The organism is Phenylobacterium sp. J426 (genome assembly GCF_024699945.1).
GTDB lineage: Bacteria > Pseudomonadota > Alphaproteobacteria > Caulobacterales > Caulobacteraceae > Phenylobacterium.
Map to the genome: position 1 here is coordinate 1,964,216 of NZ_JAJOMY010000001.1, position 25,346 is coordinate 1,989,561.

Sequence of the window (25,346 nt, forward strand, 5' to 3'; positions counted from 1 at the left end):
GGCCGCTTCATCCGACGATGTCGTTCGGGGAGGGCGGGTGACAAGCGCGGCTGCAGAGCCTACCGGCACCATCGAGGTGGCGCTCGCCCACGCCGCGCATCTTCTCGCCCGCGATCCGGCCCTCGCCGAGAGCCAGGCGCGCGAGATCCTCAGCGTCGCCCCGGAACATCCCCACGCCCTGCGCCTGCTGGGCGCGGCCCTGCGGCGGCAGGGCGAGACCGAGGCGGCCGAGGACGCCTACCTGCGCTCGGTGAAGGGGTCGGTGCAGGACCCGCAGATGATCGCCGCCGCGAATGCCCTGGTGAACAACCGGCTGGCCTACGCCGAGCAGCTCTTGCGCGAGCGGCTGAAGGCCCAGCCTACCGACGTCGCCGCCATCCGGATGCTGGCCGAGACCGGCATGCGGCTCGGGCGGTACGAGGACGCCGAGAACCTGCTGGCGCGCTGCGTCGAGCTGGCGCCCGGCTTCACGCCCGCCCGGCACAACTATGCGACCGTGCTCTACCGCCACAACAAGCCGGTGGAAGCGATCCGACAGCTGGACGTGCTGCTGGCGGGCGACGAGCACAACCCCGCCTACCTGAACCTGAAGGCCGCCGCGCTTGGGCGTATCGGCGACTACGAGGACGCCATCGTCCTCTACGGGAAGGTCGTCGCCGCCCATCCGAGGCATCCCAAGACCTGGATGAGTTACGGTCACGCGCTGAAGACCGTCGGGCGGCAGGCGGACGCGGTGGAGGCCTACCGCAAGAGCCTGGCGCTGGCCCCCAACCTCGGCGAGGCGTGGTGGAGCCTGGCCAACCTCAAGACCGTCAGGTTCACGCCCGAGGATGTCGCCCAGATGGAGAGGCAGCTCGAGACGGATGAGCTCGCCGACGACGACCGTTTCCACCTGCACTTCGCCCTGGGCAAGGCCTACGAGGACCAGGGCGCCTACGAGCCGTCCTTCCGCCACTACGCCGAGGGCAACAAGCTCAGGAAATACGAGCTCTCATACGATCCGGAAGAGACCACCATCCACGTCCGGCGGTCCAAGGCGCTGTTCAAGCCGGACTTCCTGGCGGCGCGGACGGGCCAGGGGTCCTCAGCGCCGGACCCGATCTTCATCGTCGGCCTGCCGCGCGCGGGCTCCACCCTCGTCGAGCAGATCCTCTCCAGCCACAGCCAAGTGGAAGGCACGCAGGAACTCCCCGACCTCATCGCCATGGCGCGGAAGCTGGGCGGGCTGGCCAAGAAGTCATCGGCGGGGCGCTATCCTGACATTCTGGCGGAGCTTTCGCCCAAGGCGCTCTACGACCTGGGGGAGGAGTACCTCGCCCGCGCCGAGGTCCACCGGAAGCTTGGCCGGCCGTTCTTCATCGACAAGATGCCCAACAACTGGGCGCACCTGGGCTTCATCCACCTGATCCTGCCGAACGCCAAGGTGATCGACGCGCGACGCCACCCGCTCGGCTGCGGCTTCTCCGGCTTCAAGCAGCATTTCGCGCGCGGTCAGGGATTCACCTACGACCTGACCGACATCGGCAGGTACTACGCCGACTACGTGGAGCTGATGGCGCACTTCGACCGGGTGCTGCCGGGCCGGGTGCATCGCGTGATCTATGAGCAGATGGTGACCGATCCGGAGGCGGAAGTCCGCAGGCTGCTCGAATACTGCGGCCTGCCCTTCGAGGCGGCGTGCCTGAAGTTCTACGAAAACGACAGGGCGGTTCGGACCGCGAGCTCCGAACAGGTCCGTAAGCCAATCTTTACCGACGCCGCAGACCACTGGCGTAACTACGATATCTGGCTCGGTCCGCTGAAGGCGGCGCTGGGTCCTGTTCTGAACGCGTACCCGGAGGCGCCAGCGTATTAGGCCGCTTCAGCTCTCACTGGGGGAAGCATGAAGGCGAAGGATCGTAACGTGGCCCGCTGGTCGGCCGGCCTGATGGCCACGACCATGCTGACGGCCGTGGCCGCGCCCGCGGCGGCGCAGCAGGGCGGCGGCGCCACCCTCGAAGAAGTGGTGATCACGGCCCAGAAGCGGTCCGAGAACCTGCAGGACGTGCCGATCAGCGTTCAGGCGCTGGGCACGGAGCGCCTCGACCAGCTGCAGGTCTCCGACATGGCGGACTACGTGAAGTTCCTGCCGAACGTCACGGTCCAGGCGTCGGCGCCCGGCTTCAACACCATCTACATGCGGGGCGTCGCCTCGGGCGAGAACAGCAACCACTCGGGCCCGCAGCCGAGCGTCGCCGTCTACCTCGACGAGCAGCCGGTGACGACGATCACCGGGCCCCTCGACATCCACGTCTACGACATCGAGCGGGTGGAAGTGCTGGCGGGCCCGCAGGGCACCCTCTACGGCGCCAGCTCCCAGGCCGGCACGATCCGGATCATCACCAACAAGCCGTCGACCTCGGGCTTCGAAGCGGCCTACGACCTGGAGGTCAACAGCGTCGCTCACGGCGGCGTCGGCTATGGCGTCGAAGGCTTCGTGAACCAGCCGCTGGGCGAACGCGCCGCGGTCCGGCTGGTCGGCTGGGCGTCGCATGACGCCGGCTACATCGACAACGAGCAGGCCAGTCTCACCTATCCGACCGGGCCGGTGACCATCAACAACGCGGCCCTGGCCGAGGACGACTTCAACGAGGTCGATACCTACGGAGCCCGCGCGGCCCTGAAGATCGACCTCGACGACAACTGGTCGATCATGCCGACCCTGAACATGCAGCGGACGGAGGGCGACGGCGCCTTCTTCTACGACCCGGGCCGCGGCCGGCTGAAGACCGCCCGCTTCCGTCCCGACAAGGGCGACGACAAGTGGGCCCAGGCCGCGCTGACGGTGCAGGGGGCCGTCTCGAACCTCGATCTTGTCTATGCCGGCGCTTACATGAAGCGCTGGATCGACGGCGAGAGCGATTACTCGGACTACGCGTACTTCTACGACACGCTCTACGGCTACGGCGCGTACTGGTACGACGACGCCGGCGACAACATCGACATCAGCCAGTACATCCAGTCGAAGGACGTCTTCAAGAAGCAGAGTCACGAGTTCCGTGTCTCGACGCCCGCCGACCAGATGATGCGGGTGACGATGGGCCTGTTCTACCAGGAGCAGACCCACAACATTCAGCAGCGCTACAAGATCGACAACCTGGCGGACTCGATCTCGGTGACCGGCTGGCCCGACACGATCTGGCTGACCAAGCAGTTGCGGACCGACAAGGACTACGCCGCCTTCGCCGATGTCAGCATCGACGCCAGCGACAAGCTGACGCTGAACGCCGGCATCCGCTTCTTCAAGGCGCGCAACGGGCTGAAGGGCTTCTTCGGCTACAGCGACGGCTACAGCTCGCGCACCGGCGAGGCCGCCTGCTTCGGTCCCGAGATCGTCGAGGGTAGCCCCTGCACAAACCTGCTGCAGCTGACCGAGGACAACGGCGAGACCTACCGGCTCAACGCCCAGTACAAGTTCGACGACGACCGCATGGTCTATGTAACCTATTCCACGGGGTACCGGCCGGGCGGCGTCAATCGCCGCGGCGGCGACCCCTATCAGCCGGACTTTCTCAAGAACCTCGAGTTCGGCTGGAAGACCACCTGGTTGGAAAACAGCTTGCGGTGGAACGGCGCCGTCTTCAGCGCGAAGTGGGACGACTACCAGTTCTCGTTCCTGGGGCAGAACGGCCTCACCATCATCGCCAACGGCGGCAAGGCCAAGATGCGGGGGATCGAGACCGATGTCTCCTGGGCCGTCGCCGAGGGGCTGTCGATCAACGGCGCGGCCAGCTACATCGACGCCGAGCTGGACGAGGACTACCGCAACACCCCCGGCGGCCCGATCCTGGCGCCCAAGGGCCAGTCGCTGCCGGTCACGCCCAAGTTCAAGGGCAGCATGTACGTCCGCTACGAGTGGGAGGCGATGTCGGGCCTCGACGCCCACGTCCAGGGCGCGGTGGTCCACAACGGCTCGGCCTATCCCGATCTCCGTGCGGCCGACCGGGCGCTGGTGGGCAAGACGCCCGCCTACACCACCTTCGACATGACGGCGGGCCTGACCAACGGGTCCTGGCGGGTCGAGGCCTTCGCCAAGAACCTGTTCGACGAGGATGGGCAGGTCGACCGCTTCGTGGCCTGCGTGGTCTGCACTCGCGTCTGGGTCACCCCCCATCCGGCCGCGGATCATCGGCCTGAGGTTCGGCCAGACGTTCTAGGCGTCGGAAGGGGCGGCGGATCCAAGCCCCGCCGCCCGCTCCGGGATATCGGTCGAGACCTTGCCGGGGAACTTGGGCGGCCGCTTCTCGAGAAAGGCCGCCACGCCCTCCCGCACGTCAGGTCCCGCGCCCAGCTCCATCGACAGCGGGCCGTCGAGCTTCAGCAACTCCCACGGGTCGGGGGCGGAGCCGTACTGCCAGAGCATCTGGCGGGTGAGGGCTATGGAGACGGGCGCGGTGTGCTCGGCGATTTCCAGGGCGATCTCCTTGGCTCGGGTCAGCAGCCGCTCCGGGGAGACCACCTCGCTGATCAGCCCGCCGGCGAGCGCCTCCTCGGCCGGGATCAGCCGGCCTGAGAGGCACCAGCGCAACGCCTGCGGCAGGCCCACCAGCCTCGGCAGGAACCAGGCGCTGCCGGCCTCCGGCACCAGGCCGCGCCTGGCGAATACGAAGCCGAACCGGGCCCCCTCGGCGGCGATGCGGATGTCCATCGGCAGGGTCAAGGTCGCGCCGACGCCCACCGCCGCGCCGTTGATCGCCGCGATCGAGGGCTTGCGGCAGCGGAAGATCGCGCCGACGAAGCCGCCGTCGGACGGCCGCGCCTGGCCCGGCCCGGCGAAGGCCACGGACCCCTCGGCCCGCGTGTCGAAGGCGCCCGCGCCGGAGGAGATGTCGGCGCCCGCGCAGAAGCCGCGGCCCGCTCCGGTGACGATCACCACGCGCACCTCGTCGTCGGCGTCGACGCGCCGGAACGCGTCGGCCAGTTCCGCGCCCATCTGACCGGTGTAGGCGTTCAGCTTTTCGGGTCGGTTCAGGGTGACGGTCGCCACCGGACCATCGGTCTCGTAGATCAGGGTCTCGTAGCCCACGGGCGCCTCCCTAGCGCTTTGCCGGAAGGAGAGCCCCGTTGACGAGGCGGCAGGCAAGCAGGCCGCGACCGATGCTATACGGGCGCCGTGACCGCCGATCCCGCCAGCCAGACGCTCGCCCACGACGCGCACGCCTTCGTGGCGCGGATCGATGGGCCGTGGTGCGATCCTGTCGCCGCCATGGCCGCGTACGCGGATGAGGCCTACGCGGCGCTGCTGCTGTCCGGACGCGGCGGCTGGTCGTATCTGTTGCGCCGGCCCGACGCGGTCGGCGAGGACCTGCCGGCGATGCTTGGACCGCGTGCGGCCCAGGGCGACGATCCGCCGTTCCGGTGCGGGGTGCTGGGACTGGCGTCTTACGAGCTGTCCGCCCGGCTCGAGACGGTCGCGCCGCAGGCCCGCGATCCGGCCTGGCCGGACCTGACGCTCGCGCGATATCCCGCGCTGCTGGCCTTCCACGCGGACGACCGTCGGCTCGTCGCGATCGGCCGGGGCGGCGATCAAGCCCAAGCCGAGGGGCGGGCCCGCGATGCGATGAGCTGGCTCGAGGCGCCGCCGTCCGCCCCGCCGTCCGGCGGCCCGCTCGCCGCCGAGGTTGCGGTGTCGCTCGACGACCGGGATCATGCCCAAGCCGTGGCCGAGACCGTCGGCCGTATCGCCGCGGGCGAGATCTTCCAGGCCAACCTGGCGCGCGCCTGGCGCGGACGGCTGCGGTCAGGCCGCACGCCCTTCGACCTCTTCCGCCGACTGGCGAAGGCAAGCCCGGCCTCCTATGCCGCCTACCTGCGACTGCCGCGCCGCGCCGTGGTCTCCAATTCGCCGGAACGTTTCCTCTCCGTCCGCGGGGACGTGGTGGAGACGTGGCCGATCAAGGGCACCCGTCCCCGCGGCGGCGATCCGGCCGCGGACGAGGCGCTGGCCCGCGAACTGCTGGCCAGCCCGAAGGATCGGGCCGAGAACCTGATGATCGTCGATCTGATGCGCAACGACCTGGCCCGCGTGTGCGCGCCCGGCAGCGTCCAGGTCCCGGAACTCGCCAGCTTGCGCACCTACGCCAACGTCCACCACCTGGTCTCCCGCGTGCGTGGGCGGCTGGCGCCGGGGCGGTCGGCTTGGGACTCCTTCCTTGCCGCGTTCCCGCCGGGCTCGATCACCGGCACCCCGAAGCTGCAGGCCATGCAGGTGATCGCGCGCCATGAGCCGCCGCGCGGCCCCTATTGCGGCAGCCTGTTCTGGGCGGGCTTCGACGGCGCCCTGGAGGCCAGCGTGCTGATCCGCACCGTCGCCTTTGTGGAAGAGGCCGGCGGCTGGCGCTTCGAGGCCCGCGCCGGCGGCGGCGTGGTGGCCGACAGCGACCCGCACGCCGAGGCCGCCGAGACCCGACACAAGATCAGCGCCATCCTGGCGGCGCTCACCGGAGAGGGGCCATGAGCATCGCCCAGGAAGATCGCGGCTTCACCCTCGGCCACGGCCTCTTCGAGACGATCCTGTGGGACGGCGTCGAGCTGGTCCACTGGGACGCCCATCTCGACCGGCTCATGCGGGCCTGTCCGGTCCTTGGGCTGCCGGAGCCCGACCGTCTCGCCTGCCGTCAGGAGGCGGAGGCCGCCCTGGACCGGGCCGGGGCGGCGTCGCGCGCCGCGGTCCGGATCAACTGGAGCGCCGGCCCCGGCGGGCGTGGCCTCGACCTGCCAGCCGTGCTCGCGCCGCGGCTCACGGCGACCGCCGCGCCGACGGCGGCTCCTGCCGCGCCAGCCGTTCTGGCGACCAGCGCCGTCCGCCGGAACGCCGGCTCGCCTGCCGCGCGGCTGAAGACGCTGGCCTACCTCGACAACGTTCTGGCTCGCAGCGAGGGCGCGCGCCGCGGGCGGCGACGAGGCGCTGATGCTGAACACCCGCGGCGAAGTCGCCTGCGCCGCGGCGGCGAACATCTTCTGGATCGCCGGCGGCGTCGTCCGCACGCCGGCGCTCGACTGCGGGGTGCTGGACGGGATCATCCGGGCCGAGGTGCTGCGAGCCTGCGCCCGGCTCGGCGTCACCTGCGAGGAGGTACGGGTCGGGCCGGAGGCCCTCCATGGCGCCGCGGTCTTCCTGACGAACAGCCTGATCGGGGTGCGGCCCGTCACGCGTCTGGACGGGCGGGACCTGCAGGCCTCCGACCTCGTGGATCGCCTCGCCGAGGCCCTCGCCTAGTCCAGACGGAAAGGCACCGCCCGCCGTTCGTGCGGCGGAACCCGGAGCGGTCGATCCACAGGCGGGAAAGCGCGCTGCGGGCAATCGTTACGCTCGCAGATGCGGCAGCTCACCCCGATCCGCGCGGCGGGACCGGCAAGGTCGATCCCCTCGGAATAGACGAACTGGTGCGCGTGGCCGATCTCGCAGCCGAAGCCCAGCACGAAGTGACGGTCGGGCTCGAGGTAGCTGCCCGACGGCTTGGCCACGCTGCGGGCGACCGACAGATAGCGGGCGCCGTCCGGCATCTCGGCCACCTGCACCAGGAAGCGGTCAGGCGCGCCCACGGCCTGATGGACGTTCCAAAGGGGGCACGCGCCGCCGAACCGCGCGAACCGCAACCGCGTCGCCGAGTGCCGCTTGGTGATGTTGCCGGCGTAATCCATGCGCACGAAGAAGATCGGTGCGCCGCGCAAGCCTGGCCGCTGCAGGTTGGAGAGCCTGTGGCACACCTGCTCGAGACTGGTGTGAAAGGTCAGGCTCAGGGCCTCGATGTCGTGGCGCAGCGCCTGGGCGGTGGCCTGGAAGCGACGATAGGGCATCAGCAGCGCGCCCGCGGCATAGTTTCCGAGGCCCACCCGGCAGACGTCCACCGCCTCGGGTGTGCGGAACCGGGCCTGGGCGAGCTCCGCCTCGATCACCTGGGAAAGCTCCACGGCGGCCAGGTGGTAGGCGAGCTGAAAGGTCTGGGTCTCGGCCGGCTGGCGGGGGTTGACCCAGAGCGTACGGGTCTCGGGCTCGTAGCGCCGCATCAGCTCGCCGGCTGCGGCTCGCACGACGATCACGCCCTGCCGGCTCTTCAGCCAGGCGATGATCTTGCCGTCCGGCGGCTCGCCGTTGACGAGGCCGATCTCCTCGGACAGCGCCTCCGCTGCGCGATCCAGCGTGTCGACGTAGTTGTCGATGTCGTGGAAGAACTCGCGCACCTCCTCGTAGGGCAGGAGCGAACTGGCGGCCGTCGCCTCGTCGAGGGCGACGGCTTCCTCGGTCAGGTTCAGCCGCTCGGCAAGCCGCTGGTTCGCGCGGTGCAGGTCCAGGAAACGGCGCGCGAAGCCAGGGGCCTGCAGCGCGACGCGCCGGATCTCCGACAGCGCCACCGGCGCCCCGGGGTGCGCGCTCTCGGCCACGGCCTCCTTGAGGTCGGCGATCAGCCGCTCGTCCTCGCGCGCCTCGAACACCTCGGGCGCCACGCCGAAGGCTTCGGCGATGGAGACCAGCACGCGCGAGGTGACCGGCCGCTGGTTCGCCTCGATCTGCGAGAGATAGCTCACCGAAATGCCCAGCCGTTCGGCGCAGGCCTGCAGCTTCAGGCCCTGCTCCTGGCGCAGGCGCCGCACCTCGGGTCCGACGAACAGCTTGGCGATCGCCATTTCACAACTTCACAAAATGCGCTCGGGCAGGCGCCAAACCTTCGCACGTTCTCGTTTGAAATCCAGACTGAAAGGGCGCTTCCTCCCTCACCGAACGTAACCCTCAGTTTCGCAAAAACACAGACGAGGATGGAAATGCTCGGACGGCGCCCCGACAACCTGCACCACCTGCCCCGCCTGGGCTTTGCCGACGCCTGCCGCCTGTTCGGCATGACGCCGCGGGCGCTGCGCTTCTACGAGGAGAAGGGCCTGATCGAGGCCCGTCGTGACCGGCTCAACCACCGCTACTACGATGGCTGGACCCGCCAGAAGCTGGCCTGGATCTCGCGCCTGCGCTCTGTGAGCCTGCCGCTGCGCGACATCCGTCAGGTGCTGGAGGCCGACCAGCGCTCGGGCGCCGGATCCCAACTGGCGCTCCGCAAGCTGCTGGCCCGGCGCGAGGAACTGGCCCGCGAACTCGCAGCCGCCGAGTCCCTGCTGCCGAGCCTGCAGGAAGAGGCCGCCTAAGGCGCTCGCGCGCCGCTGGGGACGAGGTCCGCCGCGGCGCGCGGCCCAGAGGCGCGGTCCTTGAAGGGGCGGCGCGGCGAAATATGCTTGCAACAATCCCGCTATTATCTTGTGTGCAAGATAACTCGACGGGAGATCTCATGAACAGGTTCGCCGCTCTCGCGGGCGCTCTCGCGCTCGCCTTCGCCACATCCGCTGCGGCCCAGGCGCCGCAGATCATCCGCGGCGTCGTGACGGACGTGCAGGCGGAGAAGATCACCGTCCGCCCTAAGAGCGGCCAGCCGGTGACCGTGGGTCTGACGAAGGATTGGCGGGTGGCGGTGACCAAGCCGATCAGCGTGAGCGAGATCAAGCCGGGCAGCTTCATCGGTTCCGCCGAGATGCCGCAGGCCGACGGCACGGGACGATCGTTGGAGGTCCATGTCTTCCCGCCGGGCGTGAAGATCGGCGAGGGCCACTACGCCTGGGACAAGAAGAAGGGCTCCATGATGACCAACGGCACCGTCGGCAAGATCAACGTCGCCAAGGGAGGCCGCGAGCTCGAGGTCGACTACGGGACCGGCAAGCGGAAGGTGACGGTGCCGCGCAGCGTGCCGATCGTGCAGATCACCGACGGTCAGCGCGCACAGCTGAAGCGCGGCACGCCGGTCTTCCTGATCGCCGGCGCGGCGCCGGGCGGCCTGGTCACCAACGCCGTGACGATCGGCGAGGGCGGCAAGCCGCCGCCCATGTGATCAAGGGCCCGCGATGCCTCGGCCCGACCGGCCCTTGAAGAACGGGCGGGTGGCGATCTACCGCCACCCGATCCTCGTCCGGCTGACCCACTGGATCACGGCCCTGAGCCTTGGCCTGCTGTTGTTCAGCGGGCTGCAGATCCTCAACGCCCATCCCGCGCTCTACTGGGGCGAGGTCTCGCGCTTCGACCGCGCGTTCATCGCCTTCACGCCCGACGCAGAGGGCCGCGTCTTCCCGCCCTGGCTGACGCTGCCGGCGGCAGCCGATCTTGGCGCGGGGCGGCAGTGGCACTTCGCGGCGGCCTGGGTGCTGGTGGGGAGCCTCGCCGTCTACCTGATCTACAACCTGCTGGTCGGGCGACTGCGCCGCGAGCTGCTGCCGGGGCGGGCGGAGCTGGCCGGCGTCGGACGCTCGGTCCTCGACCACATGCGGTTGAAGTTCGACCACGGCGCGCGGCGCTACAATGTGCTGCAGAAGCTGGCCTATCTGGTGATCGGAGTCGTGATCCTCCCCGCGATGGTTCTGACCGGCCTCGCCATGTCGCCGTCGCTGGACGCGCTGCTTCCGCTGTCCGAAATGTTTGGCGGCCGTCAGAGCGCGCGCACGCTGCACTTCTTCGGCGCGGCCTCGCTGGTCGCCTTCCTCCTCGCGCATGTCGCCATGGTCGTGGCGGCGGGGCCGATCAACGAGATGCGCTCCATCCTCACCGGCTGGTTCGTCGTCCGGCTTGAGGAGAAGGCGCCATGACGCCGCCGCTGAACCGCCGGGCCTGGCTGTCGGGCGCTGCTGGCCTGGCTCTCGCGGGGTGCGATCGCGTGACCCAGGCGCCTGCGACGCTGTCGGGCCTCGCGGCCGTCGAGCGCTTCACCGAGTCCGCCCAGCGGCGAGTGGTCGGCCGACACATCCTGGCCCGCGAGTACCCCGAGAGCGCCATCTCTCCGGACTTCCGCGCCAACGGTACGACCAATCCCGACAATCCGGACTACCAGGCCCATCTGGCGAGCGGCTTCGTCGACTGGCGCCTCGAGATCGGCGGCCTGGTGGAGCAGCCGCTCAGCCTCTCGCTCGCCGACCTGCGGCTCGCGCCGTCGCGCACCCAGGTCACACGCCACGACTGCGTCGAGGGCTGGAGCTGCATCGGCAAGTGGAAGGGCGCGCGCCTTGGCCCGCTGCTGGACCGCGCAGGCCTGAAGCGTGAGGCGCGCTACCTCGCCTTCTTCTGCGCCGACACCCTGGAGCTCACCTTCGACGGCACGGGCGACTACTATGAGACCATAAGCGTGGTGGACGCCTACCATCCGCAGACCCTGCTGGCCTACGAGATGAACGACCGGACTCTGCCCGTGGAGCACGGTGCCCCCGTCCGCCTGCGGCTCGAGCGTCAGCTCGGCTACAAGATGGCGAAGTACGTCATGCGCATCGAGGCCATCGAGAGCTTCGACCACCTCGGGCGCGGCAAGGGCGGCTATTGGGAAGACCGCGGCTACCAGTGGTACGCCGGCATCTGAGCCGCTAGCTGAGGCCGTCGATCAGACGCTGGAGCTCCGCCTTAAGCCGGACCAAGTCGTCGTGCGGCAGCGGCAGCTGGCAATAGGCGCCGCCGGGAACGCTCATCGCCTCCGCGCGCAACGCCTGGCCCTCCGCCGTCAGGTCGACCAGCACCCGACGCTCGTCCTCCGCATCCCGGGTCCGGACGACCAGGCCCCGCCCTTCCAGGCGGGTGAACAGCGGCTGCAGCGTACCGGAGTCCAGTCGCAGGCGCCGCGACAGCTCGCCCATCGTCTGCGGGCTGCGCTCCCACAGCGCCATCATCGCCAGATACTGCGGATAGGTCAGGCCCAGCGGCTCCAGCAGCGGCCGGTACAGCCGGGTCACCAGGTTGCTCGCCGAATAGAGCGCAAAGCAGAGCTGCAGGTCGAGCTGCAGCGGGTCGAACTCGGCGGTCTCGTCGCTCATCGGAGCACCACCATATCGCTCGCGCGGCGAGGCGCCAGGGGGCTAGCGCGGCTGCATCCGGATGGCGCCGTCCAGGCGCACGTCCTCGCCGTTGAAGTAGCCGCAGGTGATCATCGTCTCGGCCACCTGGGCGAACTCCTCCGGCTGGCCCAACCGGCGCGGGAACGGCACCGATGCGGCGAGCCCGGCCTTCACGTGCTCGGGCGCGCGGCCGAGCAGGGGCGTGTCGAAGATGCCCGGCAGGATCGTGTTGACGCGGATCGCCTCGCCGGACAGGTCGCGGGCGATGGTCAGGGTCATGCCGACGATGCCGGCCTTCGAGGCGGTGTAGGCCACCTGGCCGATCTGGCCCTCCTCGGCTGCGACCGACGCGGTGTTCACGATGGCGCCGCGGTCGCCGTCCTCAAGGACCGGCAGGGTCAGCATGCCCGCCGCGCTTTTGGTGATGCAGCGGAACGTGCCGATCAGGTTCACCTGGATGATCCGCTCGAAGTTTTCGAGCGGGTACTCCTTGATTTCGCCCGTCTGCTTGTCGCGCGAGACGGTCTTGGCGCCGCCGCCCACGCCGGCGCAGTTGACGAGGATCCGTTCCTGGCCGTGAGCGGCGCGCGCCTTGGCGAAGGCGGCGTCCACCTCCTCGCTGGAGGTGACGTTGACCTTGCAGAAGACGCCGCCCAGTTCTCGGGCCAGCGCCTCGCCGCGCTCCTCGTTCAGATCGAACAGCGCCACCTTGACGCCGTGGCTGGCGAGCCGCCGCGCCGTCGCTTCGCCCAGGCCGGACGCGCCCCCGGTGACGACGGCCGAGATGCTGCTGTCGAGATGCATGCGATCGTTTCCCTCTGACCCCAAGGGGGCCAGTTCGGCCGGGCGCCGTCGCGGCAGTCCAGAGCCGATGCGCCGTGGGGCCCTGGAACCTTAAGGCAAAGCTTGTGTTCTGGACCTTGGAGGGGCTTGTTGCGCGGACGTAGGGCCGCGCCCCGTCGCGACCCTCATTCATTGCGTCCGGAGGGGCGCGCGGGGGATCGAAAATGGCGCTCGTAAAGCGTTCGACCTTGGCCACGCGGGGCGGGAAGAAGACGCCGCCGGCTGCGGAGGCGGTCCCGCCGGTCCAGGCCGCGGCGCCGGCCGCCGCGTCATCGCGCAGGCGCGCGGCCCCTGTGCGGAGCCAGACCGCGGCCGAGCGGATCGGAGCCGCGACCCAGGAACTCGCCAGCGGTGTCGCCGAGGCCGCGTCCGCCGCCGAGGAGCTGCGGCGCGCGCTGGAGCAGATCTCCGGCGCCGCCGAAGAGGCCGCCGGCGCGAGCCACGAGTCGCTAGGCGCCGTCGCCGCCCTCGCGGCGGCCTTCGCCCAGGCGCGTGAGCGGGCCGAGGCCTCCCGTCGCCGGACCGAAACCCTGCAGACCCTGATCGTCGAGACCGCCGCCCAGACCGAGGCCTCGGTCGCCGCCGTGCAGGCGAACGCCGAGCGCCAACTGGCTTCGGTGGAGGTCGTGGCGGGGCTGGAGGCTCAGGCCGCCGCCATCGGCGAGATCACCGTGGCGGTCGCCGAGATGTCCGACCAGACCAACCTCTTGGCGCTGAACGCCGCACTGGAGGCCGCACGGGCCGGCGATCATGGCCGCGGGTTCGCCGTCGTCGCCGACGAGGTGCGGGCGCTCGCCGAAACCGCCGAGCGCCGATCGCGCGACGTCGGCGCGCTGGCCGGCGAGATCCTCGATGAGGTGAGGGCGCTCTCGGAGCAGATCCGCGCGGCGGCCTCGCGGGCCGCTCAAGAGGCGACGGCCGGCGTCGAGATCTCCCGCGGCCTGACCGAAGTCCGGGGCCAGATGGCCGAGCTCGCCGACGGCGCGCAGGACATCCTCCTGGCCGCCGTCGAGGCCGACGGCGCCGCCCGCGAGGCGCAGCGTGGGGCCGAAAGCGTCTCCGCCGCAGCCGAGGAGCAGTCCGCCGCCGCCGCCCAGGCCCAGCGCGCCGTGCAGCAACAGGCGGCGTCGCTGGAGGAAAGTGACCGGACTGCGCACGCCCTGGCCGAAATGGCCGAGGCCCTGCAGTCGGGCGCCGCCGGCGGCGCGCGCCCAGGAAGTAGGGTCCGCCGCCGAGCAGCTTTCCGCCGCGGTGCAGGAACTGTCGGCCGCCGCCGCCGAGATCCTGATCGCTATCGACCAGATCAGCCGGGGCGCCCAGGGTCAGGCCTCCGCCACCCAGCAGACGAGCGCCGCCCTGGCCCAGATCGAGCGGTCGGCGGACCGGACCCGGGAGGTCGCCGAACAGACGGTGCAGGCCGCGGCCGCCGTCCAGGATCGCCTTGAGGCCAGCCGCGCCGCGGTGGTGTCTATGATGGAGGGGATAACCGCCGCCCTGGGCGACACCCGCGCCAGCTCCGCCCGCGCCGCCGCGCTTGAGGATGCGGGGCGTCGTATCGACAAGCTGGTGGACGCGATCTCGCTGATCGCCGTGCAGACCACCATGCTGGCGGTCTCCGGCGCCGTGGAAGCGGCGCGGGCCGGCGAGGCCGGCCTGGGCTTTGCGACGGTCTCCGGCGACATCCGCTCGCTCGCTCGCGAGTCCGCCGAGAATGCCGATCGGGTGAAGGATGTGGTCCGCGCCCTGCAGGCCGAGATCGCGGCGGTGCGGCGCGACCTCGACCAGGCGGCGGCGGCGGGCGAGGCCGAGGTCGCGAAGAACGCCGCGGTCAGCGAACGCCTGGCCGCCATATCCGGCGACATGGAGTCGGTCCGGGTCGGCGCCGAGGAGACCCTGCAGGCGCTGGGCGCGATCCTCAAGGCGGCTCGGGAGGTGGCTCTGGGCGCCCAGCAGATCGCCGCCGCGGCCGAGGAGGCCGGCGGAGCGGCTGTCGAGAGCGCCGCGGCGGCCCGGCAGCAGGCGCGGGGCGCCGAGGATCTCGCCGCCGCCATCGAGGAGATCGCCGAACTAGCCGACGCGCTCCAGGCGGAAGGCTGAGGTCGGTGTCGGCGGACGACGCACTCCTGACGTTTCGCGTCGGCGACCGGCGACTCGCGGTGGCCGCCTCCGAGGTGGCCGAGGTCGTCCGTCGACCAAGAGTGACGCGGGTCCCGCACGCGCCCCGGGCGCTGGCCGGAGTCGCCAGTCTGCGGGGCCAGGTGCTTCCGGTCGTCGCGCTCGACGCAGTCCTTGGAACGGCGGGCGAGGCCGGCGCCGCCGCACGTCTCGTCGTGCTGGACGGTGCGCCGCCACTGGGCTTGGCGGTGGACGAGGTGACGGGCCTGGCGGGCGGCGACGCGACGCCCGGCGCCCTGCTGGTCCGAGAGGCGCCGAGACCCGCGTCCTGTCTTTCGAAAGCCTGCTGCAGGCGGAGTTCGCCGGCCTTACCCGCTCGCGCGCGGAGGCCCGGAAGACGGACGCGACCTTGGAGGCCGGGGCCGCGGCGAAGGCGCCCGACGTGGCTTTGCTGAGCTTTCTGCTCTCCGATCAGCCCTACGCCTTGCCGCTCGAGCAGGTCCGGGAGGTGCTCGCCCTGCCGCCCGAGGTCGCCGCCCTGCCACGCACCGACGCGGCCATGCTCGGCGTCACCTCCCTCCGCGGGGCGCTGCTGCCGCTGGTTTCGACGGCCGTGCTCCTGGGCCTGGAGGCTGCGCCGCTGGGACCGCAATCGCGCGTGATCGTCGCGGTGCTCGGCGATGCGCGAGTCGGCCTCGTGGTCGACCGGATGACGTCGATCCTGCGAGCGCCGCCCGACGCGCTCGGCCCCGTCCCCCGCGTTTTGAACCGGGGCGCGGGCGAGGCGCAGGTGGACGCCATGCTGCGTCTGCCCGACGGGGCTCTGGTCTCGGTGCTCGCGCCCGAGCGCCTGTTCCGGGACGAGAGCGTAGCGCAGATTCTGGAAGACGGCCGGAGGGCGAAGGCGATGGAGACAAAAGCCCGGGCCGCACCGGCGGCAGCGCAGAGGTTCCTCGTCTTCAGCCTTGGCTCCGAGGCCTATGCCCTGCCGATCGCCGCGGTGGAGGAGGTCGTGCGCCTGCCCGAGAAGCTCACGCGGCTCCCCCGCGCGCCAGCCTATGTCACGGGCGTGATGAGCCTGCGCGGCGCGGTGATCCCGGTGATCGCCCAGCGCGAGCGGTTCGGCGTCGAGGGCGCCGCCCCGGCGGGACGTCCTCGGGTGGTCATCTGCCGCCTGGGCGAGCTCAGTGTCGGCTTCGCCGTCGACGCTGTGACCGAGATCCTGGAGGTCGCCGATGATCGCCTCGCCAGGGCGCCGGATCTGACCGGCGCGGGCGGCGTCTTCGACCGCGTGGCGCAGGTGGACGCCGACGGCCGGGTGCTGCTGGTCGTCGATCCCCGCGCCCTCCTGGAGAAGGCCGAAGCGGACCTGCTCGCGGACCTGCTGCGCGAGGCCCCGGCCGCATCGTGATCCGCCTGCTCGTCGTCGACGACTCTCCCCTTGTCCGTCGCCTGCTCGGCGAGCTGTTCCGCGCGGCGGGCGACTTCGAGGTGGCGGTCGCGCGCGACGGTGTGGAGGCGCTCGAGGCGCTGGTCGCCTTCAAGCCGGACGTGATCACGCTGGACGTCCAGATGCCCCGGCTGGACGGGATCTCCTGCCTGGATCGGATCATGGTGGAGCGGCCCACCCCGGTCGTCATGGTGTCGTCGCTGACGGGAGAGGGGGCGGCCGAGACGGTGGAGGCGCTGTCCCTGGGGGCTGTCGACGTGGTGCAGAAGCCGGGCGGCGCGATGTCGCTGGAAATCGGGACCTTCGGCCCAGGGCTGGTGGAGACGGTGCGGGCGGCGGCCGGCGCCCGCATACGCCGGTCCCATCGCCTGGCCGAACGCGTACGCGGCCTGTCGGGCGCGGCTGGGCCGAGGACGCGCCCGCCTCGACCTCGCCATCCCCCGGTTGCCGCGAAGGGCGCGGCGGGGGGCGGCGAGGGCCTGGTGCTGGTCGGCTGCTCCACAGGCGGCCCTCCTGCGCTCGACGCGCTGCTGCAGCCGCTGCCCGGCGACTTTCCCTGGCCGATCGTGGTGGCGCAGCACATGCCGCGGGCGTTCACCGGCGCGCTCGCGCGGCGGCTGGACGCGCTGTGCGAGCTGGATGTGGTCGAGGTGGTGCGGCCCACTCCGCTGCAGCCCGGCTGCGTCTACATCGGGCGCGGCGACGCCGATGTCATCGTCACGCGCCGCTCGAGCGGTCTCTTCGCGCTGGGCGCGCCCGCCGATCCGGCCTACCGCTGGCATCCGAGCGCCGACCGCCTGGTGGACAGCGCCCGCGAGGTCCTGCCCGCGGCGAACCTGGCCGGCGTGCTGATGACCGGAATGGGTAACGACGGCGCCGCGGCGATGACCCGCCTCTACGCCGAAGGCGGTTGGACGGCGGCCGAGGCCGAGGAGACGGCGGTGGTCTGGGGCATGCCGGGCGAACTCGTCAGGGCGGGTGGCGCGCGCGTTGTGGCGCCGCTCGAAGCCCTCGCCGACGCTCTGCTGGCGGCGGTCGCCTCGTGAGCGAGCCAAAGCTCACGCCCGCTGATCTGGAGCGGTTCTGCCGCTACCTCTACGACCGCACCGGCATGGTCTATGGCGAGAGCAAGCGGTACTACGTGGAGCGCAGATTGGCCGACCGCATGCGGGCCGTGCGCGAGAGGGACTTCGCCGCCTATTTCGCCCGCCTCCAGGCCGATGCGGGCGAGCTGGTGGCGTTCATCAACGCGTTCACGGTCAACGAGACCTACTTCTATCGCGAAGACCACCAGCTCCGCTGCCTGTCCGCCAACCTTCTCCCGGAGCTGGTCCGCGGCCGGGGCGCGGGCGACAAGGTCCGCATCTGGTCGTTGCCGTGTTCGACGGGAGAAGAAGCCTACTCCATCGCCATCTGGCTGTTGGAGAACTGGCCGATGGTCGACGCCTATCACGTCGAGATCTGCGGCTCCGACATCGACACCGCGGCCCTCGCCCAGGCCCGCCTCGGCCGCTACGGCGAGCGGGCGCTGTCCCGCTTGCCGGCCGAGCTCGTCGACCGCTACTTCGAGGCGCCTTTCCACGGCGAGCGCGAGATCATCGGCGACCTCAAGGAGTCGGTCGCCTTCAGCCCGGCCAACCTGATGGAGGGCTCCAGCCTCGCGCCGCACGGACGTTTCGACGTGATCTTCTGCCGTAACGTGCTGATCTATTTCGACGACGCCGCCCGCGCCCGCGCGGTCGACAACCTGTACACGGCGTTGCAGCCGGGCGGCTTCGTCTGCCTCGGCCATTCGGAGTCGATGACGCGCATCTCCGACCGGTTCAAGCTGCGGCGGTTCGCGGACGCGGTGGTCTATCAGCGGCCGGAGGACGACGCATGAGCGACGACCTTCTGTCGGCTTTCGTGGAGGAGGCCCGCGAACTGCTGGAGCAGGCGTCGCGCGATCTTCTGGCGTTGGAGGCGGCGCCCGCCGACGGCGCGGCGCTGGAGGAGCTCTTCCGCGGCGTCCACACGCTGAAGGGCTCGGCCGGGCTCGTCGGCTTCGATGCGATGGGGCGGGCCTTGCATGCGGCCGAGGATCGACTGAGCGAGGTGCGTCGCGGCGCGCGGGCGGTCGACGCTGCTTTGGTCGAGGCTCTGCTCGAGGTCGCCGGGCAAGCCGAGCGATGGGTCGAGGCGGTGGCGGCTGAAGGCGTCGTCCCGGCCGGAGAAGCCGAGGCGGCCGACGCGCTCTGCGCCCGCCTGGAGGCCGCGGCCGGGGGCCCTGTCGCTGAACGCCCGGCGGCCGCCACCGCGGCGGCCTCTGTCGCGTGGGCCGAGGCGCTGCGAGCGCAGGCGCCAGACGGGGCGGGCCACCTGATCGCATTCCGCTATGTGCCGGCTTCCGACAGCTATTTCGCAGGCGACGATCCCGTGTCCGTCGTGCGCGGCGTGCCCGATCTGGCGCTGCTGCGCGTCGCGCCGGCCATGCCTTTCGGGGAACTTGCGGCCTACGATCCGTTCGCCTGCAATCTGGTGCTGACCGGCGCCAGCCGGGCGCCGCTCGCCGCGGTCCGCGCCGCCTTCCGCTTCGTGCCGGACCAGGTGCAACTGGTCGAGCTGCCCGCCATCGAGTCCCCGGCGCCGCCGACATCCGGCGAGGGCCGGGCCCGTTCGATCCGCGTCGACGCCGGCCGCATCGACGCGCTCGCCGCGGCCGCCGACGACCTGGTGGTGGCGAAGAACGCGGTGGCTCATCTGGTGGCGCAGGCGGCCGGCTTCGCCCCCGCCGCCCTGGCCCGCGGTCTGATGGCGGCGCATGCGGACCTCGACCGCCGCGTGGGGCGGCTGCACGAGGGCATCGGGCGGATGCGGCTGGTCCCGCTGGCGCCACTGTTTCGCCGCTTCCCGCCCGTCGTGCGACAGATCGCAGGCGGCCTCGGCAAGCAGGTCGATCTGGTCATCGCCGGTGACGGGGTCGAGGTCGACAAGACGATCGTTGACGGCCTGTACGAGCCGCTCCTGCACCTTCTGCGCAACGCCGCCGATCACGGCGTCGAGCCGCCGGCGGCCCGCCGCGCGGCCGGTAAGCCTGTCCCCGCCGTCGTGCGCCTGTCGGCCGCTCCCGCCGGCGACGAAGTTCTGATCGAGCTGGCCGACGACGGCGGTGGACTGGACATGGGGCGTGTCCGGGCGACGGCCGCGGCGCGCGGCCTGGCCGCCGCCGAGGCGCTGGAGGCGATGTCCGACGAGGCGGCTGCGGACCTGATCTTCCGCCCGGGGTTCTCGACGGCTGCGGCGGTGACCGAACTTTCCGGCCGAGGCGTCGGTCTGGACGCTGTCCGCAGCCGCGTCGCCGCCCTCGGCGGGCGGGTGGAGGTCCACAGCGCCCGCGGCGCCGGAACCCGCTTCGTCATCCGCCTGCCGGTGCGCGTCCGGCTGGCGAGGCTGATGATGGTGCAGACGGGCGGCGAGACCTTCGGCGTGCCGCTGGAGACGGTCGTCGAGGCCACGCGGATCGCCCCTGAACGACTGACGCCGGTCCGTGCGGGACGTGCGCTCGTCTGGCGGGATCGGGCGGTGCCGCTGGTCTCCCTGGCCGGACTGCTCGACATGCCCGAACCCGCCGGGGAGCCGGACGAGCTCAAGGTTATGATCGTCCGTTCGGGCGACCAACTGGCTGCGGTTAGCGTCGACGCCTTCGGCGAGCGGATCGAGGCGCCGCTGCGCCCGTTGGCGGGCGTCCTCGCGCGAGTGCCCGGATTGCTCGGCAGCAGCCTCCTCGGCGATGGACGGGTGCTGATGGTGCTGGACGTGCCGGAGCTGATCGGATGACCGTACGGCGCGAGGGCGACGTGGTCTGGCTGGAGGGCGCCTGCCGGGTCGAGGAGGCCGAGACCGTCGTGGGCCTTCTGGGCGCCGGCATGCGCACCGTCGACCTTTCCCGCTGCCAGGCGTTGCATGCCGCGGTGGCGCAGGTGCTGCTGGCCTTCCGGCCGGCGCTACGTGGGGGCGCCGGAGGATCTCTTCCTGCGCGAGCACCTGCTCCCGGCGCTGACCGAGGGTGGCGGTCTGGCGACAAGCGGCCCCGACGGCGGTAAAGAAACTGGCCCTTCCGGAAGGAGCGAAGGGCCTGAAGGAGTAGCGAATTGACGACCGTCCTCATTGTCGACGACAGCAAGCTTGCCCGCATCGTAGTGGGCAAGGCCGTCGCCGCCCTGCAGCCGGAGTGGACCCGCGTGGAAGCCGGGAACGCCGACGAGGCGCTGGCGATCCTCGCCGCCCAGCCGGTCGACGTCGTGCTGCTCGACTTCAACATGCCGGGCAGGAACGGCCTTGAACTGGCCGAGGAACTGCGCGGCCGCTTTCCCGACATGCCGATCGCGCTCGCCACCGCCAACGTGCAGGACGAGGTCATCGAGCGGGCGCGCGCCACCGGGGCCACCTTCGTGCCCAAGCCGATCACCGAGGACGGCCTCCGCGGCTTCCTCTCCGGCGCGGCGCTCAAGCTGCGTCAGGCCGGCGCATGAGCGGCGGGGCCGCATACCTCAGCGACCTCGAGGTCGATGCGCTGACCGAGCTGGTCAACATCGGCGTCAGCCGCGCGGCCGCCAGCCTGCGCCAGATGGTGGGGCGGCAGGTCTTCCTCTCCGTCCCCTCGGTCGAGGTGGTGAGCCGCAGCGACGCCGTCACCCTGATGGCCGAGCGGGAGATCGGCGACCTCGTCGCCGTGCGGCAGGACTTCACCGGCGCCTTCGCCGGCCGGGCGCTGCTGATCTTCCCGGAAGCCAACAGCCTGGCGCTGGTCCGCGCCGTGACGGGCGACGAGCTCAGCGAGCCCGAGATGCGGGACCTCGAGGACGAGGCGCTCGCCGAGACCGGCAACGTCGTGCTGAACAACTGCCTGGCGACCATGGCCAACATGCTCCAGCGGCCGCTGGACATGTCATTGCCCGGCGTCCTGAGGGGCGCGAGCGCGCGCCTGTTCCAGCTTGAGGACGCCCCCGCCTCCGAGGGCGTGGTGCTGTTCCTGTACATCAACTTCGCGATCAGCGAGCGGGACATCCGCGGCTACATCGCGGTGCTGATGGACCTGCCGTCCCTGGACGCCCTGAAGACCCTGATCGGCGAGTTCATCGCTCGCGTCGTTGGTCCGTCCTCGGCGGCCGGAGCCTGAGGCCTTGGCGGCGGCGGACGCGGGAGAGAGCGGCGTGGATCCTGAGCCGCCGCTGAAAGGGGCCCTTGGCCTCTGGGCCTGGGATCTGGTGGGCGAGACGGTGCGCGGCGACGCCCGCTTCGCGGCCCTGCTGGGCGTGCCAGCCGAGGACGCGCTGGCCGGTCTGCCGGCGCAGGCCTTCTTCGCCCGGGTGCATCCCGATGACCGCCTGCGGCTGACCATCGCCGTGGCCGGCGTCGCCCAGGGCGCCGAGGTTTTCGCTCGCGACTTCCGCATCCCGGGCGAGGACGGCGTGCGCTGGGTCAGCGCCCGAGGCCGCGCCGAGCACCAGCCCGACAGGCGCCCGCGCGCCTTCACCGGCGTCCTCACCGATATCAGCGAGCAGAAGCGCGTCGAGGAGCGTCTGCGCATCGCCCAGGGCGCCGGCGGCGTCGGCACGTTCGAGTTCGTCGAAGGTTTTGCGACCGTCGCCGTCTCGGACCAGTTCTGCCGGCTGCTGGGCCTGCGTGTCGCCGCGAGCCTGCCGGTGCACACCATCAACGCCCTGGTCGAGCCGGACCAGCCGCCGCTGATCGGCGGGGCGGCGGAAGAGACCACCATCGACGCAGAGGTCCGCATCCGCCGGGCTGACACCGGAGAGGTCCGCTGGCTGGCGGTGCGCGGCGAGCGGCGGCCGGCCGCGGACGCCGTGGGTCCGACGACGCTCGGGGCCATCTACGACATCACCGCGGCCAAGGTCGCGGAGGCCCGGTTGCGGGAACTCGCGCGGACGCTGGAGGAGCGGGTCGAGGCCCGCACGCAGGAACGCGACCGGCTGTGGAACGCCTCGCGCGATCTCTTCGGCGTCGTGGGCCGGGATGGCGTGTATCGGTCGGTGAACCCCGCCTGGCGACGTCTGCTCGGCTACGACGAGGCCGACGTGGTCGGCCGCAGCTTCCAGGATTTCGTACAGCCCGACGATCTCGCCGCCGCCCAGCGTCAATGGGTCGGGGGCGGCGCCGGCGCGGCGCTCGAGGACTTCGACGCCCGGATGCGCGCCAAGGACGGCGCCTGGCGCTGGGTGAACTGGACGGTCATCCCGCAGGGCGAGGCCTTCTACGCCGTCGGTCGGGACGTCACCGAGCGCAAGCAGCTCGAGCAGCAGCTGCGGCAGAGCCAAAAGATGGAGGCCGTGGGCCAGCTCACCGGCGGCATCGCCCACGACTTCAACAACATGCTGACCGGCGTGCTGGGCGGGCTGGACATGATCCAGCGCCGGCTGAGCGAGGGCCGGATCGCCGACGCCGGGCGGTTCATCACCGGCGCCATTACGTCGGCCGAGCGGGCGGCGGCGCTGACCCACCGCCTGCTGGCCTTCTCGCGGCAACAGACCCTGGACCCGCAATCCGTCGACGCCAACGCCCTGGTGGGCTCGATGGAGGACCTCTTGCGCCGCACGCTGGGTGAGCGGATCGACCTGGCCGTCGAGCTGGACCCCGGTCTCTGGCGCACCGCCGTCGACGCCAATCAGCTCGAGAGCGCGCTGCTCAACCTGGCGATCAACGCGCGCGACGCCATGGCCGACGGGGGCAAGCTGACCATCGAGACCGCCAATGTCCGTCTGGCGGAGGGCGCCGCCGATGGCTTGGAGGCCGGCGAGTACGTCCAGCTCAGCGTCAGCGACACCGGAAGCGGCATGTCGCCCGAAGTGATGGCCCGGGTGTTCGACCCGTTCTTCACCACCAAGCCGCTGGGCCAGGGCACCGGGCTGGGCCTGTCCATGGTGTTCGGCTTCGCGCGGCAGTCGGGCGGCGACGTCACGATCTACAGCGAGGTGGAGCGCGGCACGACCGTGCGGCTCTACCTGCCGCGCCACCTGGGCGAGGATGTCCAGGATCTGGCGCGTCCGGTCGCCGCGGCGCCGCCCACGGGGTCTGGCGAGGCTGTATTGGTGGTCGAGGACGATCCGTCGGTTCGTCCGGTGGTGGTCGAACTGCTGCGCGAGCTCGGCTACGAGGCGATCGAGGTGTCGAGCTCGGAGGATGCGCTGCAGGTGCTGCGCTCGCCGCGCCGGATCGACCTGATGGTCAGCGACGTGGGCCTGCCGGGGCTGAACGGCCGCCAGCTCGCCGAGCGCGCCCGGGAGGCGAGACCCGACCTGCCCGTGCTGTTCATGACCGGCTATGCAGCCGGCGCCGCCCGGCGTTCGGAGTTCCTCGGGCCAGGAATGGAGATGATATCCAAGCCGTTCGCGATGGACGCGCTGGCCCAGAAGATACGGGAGATGATCGGCCGCTGAAGCCGGTTCAGGTCTCGCGCTCTACGAACTCGGCTACCAGCCGCTTCAGGGCGGCCATCGCCGCGAGGTCCATCAACAGCGCAATGTAGCCTCGGATCCGTCGGCCCCGCAGCGAGAAGTTGATATAGACGAACAGCACGGCGTCCTTGGAGACGCGCGGGAACAGCTCGCGGGCGCGCCCCTCCACCAGCTTCGGCGTCCCGATGCCGAGATTGCGGTGCAGCATGTTGGCGATCGTGCCGAGGCAGGACTGCAGCACGACGTTGCCCGTCTCCAGCAGGGCCTCGGGGGCCATGGCCGGGATATCCGCCGTCGGCACGGCGTCGCCCGAAACCGCCCGCACCAGTTCCAGGCTGTTGGACTCCGGGAAGATCAGCAGCGCCCGGCCATAGACGTCGCCCGAATAGTCCTGCTCAACAGCCACCATCTTTCCGATGCGGGCGCCGCCGACCATCTCCGAGGCCTGCTCGGGGGTGACCGTCGATACCGCCGGCACCGACAGCGTGACCGCGTCGCCGCACATGATGGCCAGACTCGCTGCAGCCCGCCCGACGCCGATGTTGATCAGCTCGGTCAGGGCGTCGAGTTCGAGATCGGTCAGACGAAGAAGGGAAGAGTCGGCCAAGCCTTCTCCATGGGGACGCGGGTACGTTAACGCAGCTTATAGCTTCGGACCGTCCACGGACAAATCCAACCTTCGTTCATGGACTGGTTGCGCGGCCGGCATAGGCGATCCGCCCGCCGGGCGACCGGTCTAGAAGGGCAGCACGTTCCGTTTGCGCGTGTAGGCGAGGTAACCCACGTTGGCGCCCAGGCGCAGGCCGACGCCGGCGCGGATGGGCGCCAGGGTCACGCCCGAGGCCTTTTGGTAGTTTACGCCCAGCCCGCCCACGACATAGGCCGAGCCTTCGACGCCCGGGAAGCGCTGGAAGATCATCGCCGGCTCGTAGAGGTCGTACACCAAGGTGAAGACGCGGCTGGCGTTGCCGCCGAAGTCCCAGCCGAGCGACGGGCCCTGCCAGAAGACCTCCATCGGCTGGCGGTCCTTCATGTAGAGCAGGCCGCGGCCGTACCGGCCGCCGACCACGAAGGCGCCGGAGCCTTCCTCGCCGGCGATATAGCCCGTCGGGCGACCGTTCCTGGCGAACAGGCGCTCCACGACGCCGCCCGCCGTCTCGGCGGTCACGCCCATGAAGTCCGACACGCCGCGGACGATCTCGTCCTGGCTGTAGGTCTTGTCTTCGTTGCCGGCCGAGTAGGTGGGGGGTCGGCGGTTGCGGGGCGGGCGGGCCTTCGGTGTTGGGCCCGCGGCCTTCGTTGTACGGATCCCTCGCGCCTGGCCGAGGCGGCGGGGCGGCGCCAGCCGGCGGCAACTGTTGGCTGGAGACGGTCTGGGCGCGCACCAGCGCGGGCGCGCCGAGCGCGACGATGCCGGTGGCGATGAGCGTGCGACGGTCCATGGGCGGCGTGCCTCCTTCGTAGCTTCCAGCTCCCGTCCCCGTGGCTCTGATTGCTCCAGGGCAGTTTAATGGCGGATTAACCACACGCCCCGTGACGCGACGCCGCGCGCCGTCGCCCCTTGGCCTCGCGGCGGCGCGGATATGTGCTAGAGGGCG

Annotated in this window: 24 protein-coding genes and 2 pseudogenes; 20 read left to right on the forward strand and 6 right to left on the reverse strand. The window is 71.0% G+C overall.

The genetic code is table 11. The annotated features are described in order from the left end of the window. Positions 1–37: 37 nt before the first annotated feature. Complete coding sequence (locus LRS10_RS10345) at positions 38–1,855, forward strand: tetratricopeptide repeat-containing sulfotransferase family protein (protein ID WP_257837183.1); 1,818 nt, start codon at positions 38–40, stop codon at positions 1,853–1,855. Positions 1,856–1,939: 84 nt separating this feature from the next. Further along, positions 1,940–4,021: pseudogene (locus tag LRS10_RS10350) on the forward strand (TonB-dependent receptor); the annotation flags it as partial. 171 nt (positions 4,022–4,192) lie between these two features. On the opposite strand, the gene LRS10_RS10355 reads toward LRS10_RS10350, so the two are convergent. Then, complete coding sequence (locus tag LRS10_RS10355; protein ID WP_257837184.1) at positions 4,193–5,065, reverse strand: enoyl-CoA hydratase-related protein; 873 nt, start codon at positions 5,063–5,065, stop codon at positions 4,193–4,195. Between the two features lie 87 nt (positions 5,066–5,152). Between LRS10_RS10355 and LRS10_RS10360 the strand changes: the two genes are divergently transcribed. The 3 genes and pseudogenes from LRS10_RS10360 to LRS10_RS10370 all read left to right on the forward strand — a co-directional run bounded on the left by LRS10_RS10360 (position 5,153) and on the right by LRS10_RS10370 (position 7,258). After that, entirely contained in the window at positions 5,153–6,496 is a 1,344-nt protein-coding gene (locus LRS10_RS10360; RefSeq protein WP_374569757.1) for an anthranilate synthase component I family protein, read from the forward strand. After that, positions 6,493–6,843 (forward strand): annotated as a pseudogene (locus tag LRS10_RS10365) (aminotransferase class IV); the annotation flags it as partial. The gene LRS10_RS10360 and the pseudogene LRS10_RS10365, both read left to right, overlap by 4 nt. Before the next feature lie 106 nt (positions 6,844–6,949). Beyond that, positions 6,950–7,258, forward strand: coding sequence for an aminotransferase class IV (locus LRS10_RS10370; protein WP_257837185.1), 309 nt, complete (start codon positions 6,950–6,952; stop codon positions 7,256–7,258). On the opposite strand, the gene LRS10_RS10375 is transcribed toward LRS10_RS10370, so the two are convergent. Continuing rightward, positions 7,255–8,667, reverse strand: coding sequence for a short-chain fatty acyl-CoA regulator family protein (locus LRS10_RS10375; RefSeq protein WP_257837186.1), 1,413 nt, complete (start codon positions 8,665–8,667; stop codon positions 7,255–7,257). The two genes, LRS10_RS10370 and LRS10_RS10375, sit on opposite strands and share 4 nt — an antisense overlap. A gap of 135 nt (positions 8,668–8,802) precedes the next feature. Here LRS10_RS10375 and LRS10_RS10380 point away from each other — a divergent pair, with 135 nt between their 5' ends. The 4 genes from LRS10_RS10380 (at position 8,803) to LRS10_RS10395 (ending at position 11,417) form a co-directional block, all read left to right on the forward strand. Continuing rightward, on the forward strand, positions 8,803–9,174 hold the full coding sequence (locus LRS10_RS10380; RefSeq protein WP_257839130.1) for a MerR family transcriptional regulator: 372 nt from the start codon (positions 8,803–8,805) through the stop codon (positions 9,172–9,174). A 140-nt stretch (positions 9,175–9,314) separates the two neighbouring features. Next, positions 9,315–9,908: a hypothetical protein gene (locus tag LRS10_RS10385; RefSeq protein WP_257837187.1), complete on the forward strand. Its 594-nt coding sequence runs from the start codon at positions 9,315–9,317 to the stop codon at positions 9,906–9,908. 49 nt (positions 9,909–9,957) lie between these two features. Next, a complete protein-coding gene (locus tag LRS10_RS10390; RefSeq protein ID WP_257837188.1) occupies positions 9,958–10,656 on the forward strand; it encodes a cytochrome b/b6 domain-containing protein in 699 nt (232 codons plus the stop codon). Continuing rightward, positions 10,653–11,417 carry a molybdopterin-binding protein gene (locus LRS10_RS10395; RefSeq protein WP_257837189.1) on the forward strand — a complete coding sequence of 255 codons (765 nt, stop codon included), beginning with the start codon at positions 10,653–10,655 and terminating at the stop codon, positions 11,415–11,417. Before LRS10_RS10390 ends, LRS10_RS10395 begins: the two co-directional genes overlap by 4 nt. A 4-nt stretch (positions 11,418–11,421) precedes the next feature. Here the strand turns inward: LRS10_RS10395 and LRS10_RS10400 are convergent, their stop codons facing one another. Next, a complete protein-coding gene (locus LRS10_RS10400; RefSeq protein ID WP_257837190.1) occupies positions 11,422–11,865 on the reverse strand; it encodes a MarR family winged helix-turn-helix transcriptional regulator in 444 nt (147 codons plus the stop codon). A 42-nt stretch (positions 11,866–11,907) separates the two neighbouring features. After that, positions 11,908–12,690 (reverse strand): SDR family NAD(P)-dependent oxidoreductase, encoded by a 783-nt coding sequence (locus LRS10_RS10405; RefSeq protein ID WP_257837191.1) that lies wholly within the window; start codon positions 12,688–12,690, stop codon positions 11,908–11,910. A gap of 332 nt (positions 12,691–13,022) precedes the next feature. Between LRS10_RS10405 and LRS10_RS10410 the strand changes: the two genes are divergently transcribed. The 11 genes from LRS10_RS10410 to LRS10_RS10455 are packed head-to-tail and all read left to right on the forward strand — an operon-like array spanning position 13,023 to position 23,730. After that, entirely contained in the window at positions 13,023–14,174 is a 1,152-nt protein-coding gene (locus tag LRS10_RS10410) for a methyl-accepting chemotaxis protein (RefSeq protein WP_257837192.1), read from the forward strand. After that, positions 14,140–14,826, forward strand: a complete 687-nt coding sequence (locus LRS10_RS10415) for a methyl-accepting chemotaxis protein (RefSeq protein WP_257837193.1) — start codon at positions 14,140–14,142, stop codon at positions 14,824–14,826. The genes LRS10_RS10410 and LRS10_RS10415 overlap by 35 nt, the downstream gene beginning before the upstream one ends. A gap of 5 nt (positions 14,827–14,831) precedes the next feature. Then, positions 14,832–15,299 (forward strand): chemotaxis protein CheW, encoded by a 468-nt coding sequence (locus LRS10_RS25085; RefSeq protein WP_374569762.1) that lies wholly within the window; start codon positions 14,832–14,834, stop codon positions 15,297–15,299. Further along, the gene (locus LRS10_RS10420) at positions 15,287–16,255 is read left to right on the forward strand and encodes a chemotaxis protein CheW (protein ID WP_257837194.1); all 969 of its coding nucleotides are present in this window, start codon (positions 15,287–15,289) and stop codon (positions 16,253–16,255) included. The genes LRS10_RS25085 and LRS10_RS10420 overlap by 13 nt, the downstream gene beginning before the upstream one ends. Continuing rightward, positions 16,252–17,340, forward strand: coding sequence for a chemotaxis-specific protein-glutamate methyltransferase CheB (cheB, locus tag LRS10_RS10425; RefSeq protein ID WP_257837195.1), 1,089 nt, complete (start codon positions 16,252–16,254; stop codon positions 17,338–17,340). Before LRS10_RS10420 ends, cheB begins: the two co-directional genes overlap by 4 nt. Next, positions 17,337–18,176 (forward strand): protein-glutamate O-methyltransferase CheR, encoded by an 840-nt coding sequence (locus LRS10_RS10430; RefSeq protein ID WP_257837196.1) that lies wholly within the window; start codon positions 17,337–17,339, stop codon positions 18,174–18,176. The genes cheB and LRS10_RS10430 overlap by 4 nt, the downstream gene beginning before the upstream one ends. Continuing rightward, positions 18,173–20,110, forward strand: coding sequence for a chemotaxis protein CheA (locus tag LRS10_RS10435; protein ID WP_257837197.1), 1,938 nt, complete (start codon positions 18,173–18,175; stop codon positions 20,108–20,110). The genes LRS10_RS10430 and LRS10_RS10435 overlap by 4 nt, the downstream gene beginning before the upstream one ends. Continuing rightward, on the forward strand, positions 20,107–20,376 hold the full coding sequence (locus LRS10_RS10440; protein WP_257837198.1) for a hypothetical protein: 270 nt from the start codon (positions 20,107–20,109) through the stop codon (positions 20,374–20,376). Before LRS10_RS10435 ends, LRS10_RS10440 begins: the two co-directional genes overlap by 4 nt. A gap of 48 nt (positions 20,377–20,424) precedes the next feature. Beyond that, positions 20,425–20,805, forward strand: coding sequence for a response regulator transcription factor (locus tag LRS10_RS10445; protein WP_257837199.1), 381 nt, complete (start codon positions 20,425–20,427; stop codon positions 20,803–20,805). Next, positions 20,802–21,452: a chemotaxis protein CheX gene (locus tag LRS10_RS10450; RefSeq protein WP_257837200.1), complete on the forward strand. Its 651-nt coding sequence runs from the start codon at positions 20,802–20,804 to the stop codon at positions 21,450–21,452. The genes LRS10_RS10445 and LRS10_RS10450 overlap by 4 nt, the downstream gene beginning before the upstream one ends. Before the next feature lie 4 nt (positions 21,453–21,456). Next, positions 21,457–23,730, forward strand: coding sequence for a PAS domain-containing sensor histidine kinase (locus LRS10_RS10455; RefSeq protein WP_257837201.1), 2,274 nt, complete (start codon positions 21,457–21,459; stop codon positions 23,728–23,730). Between the two features lie 7 nt (positions 23,731–23,737). On the opposite strand, the gene LRS10_RS10460 is transcribed toward LRS10_RS10455, so the two are convergent. Together LRS10_RS10460 and LRS10_RS10465 are read right to left on the reverse strand one after the other, a co-directional pair. Continuing rightward, complete coding sequence (locus tag LRS10_RS10460; RefSeq protein WP_257837202.1) at positions 23,738–24,355, reverse strand: chemotaxis protein CheC; 618 nt, start codon at positions 24,353–24,355, stop codon at positions 23,738–23,740. A 129-nt stretch (positions 24,356–24,484) separates the two neighbouring features. Next, entirely contained in the window at positions 24,485–24,934 is a 450-nt protein-coding gene (locus tag LRS10_RS10465; RefSeq protein WP_374569767.1) for a DUF1134 domain-containing protein, read from the reverse strand. Between the last annotated feature and the right edge of the window lie 412 nt (positions 24,935–25,346).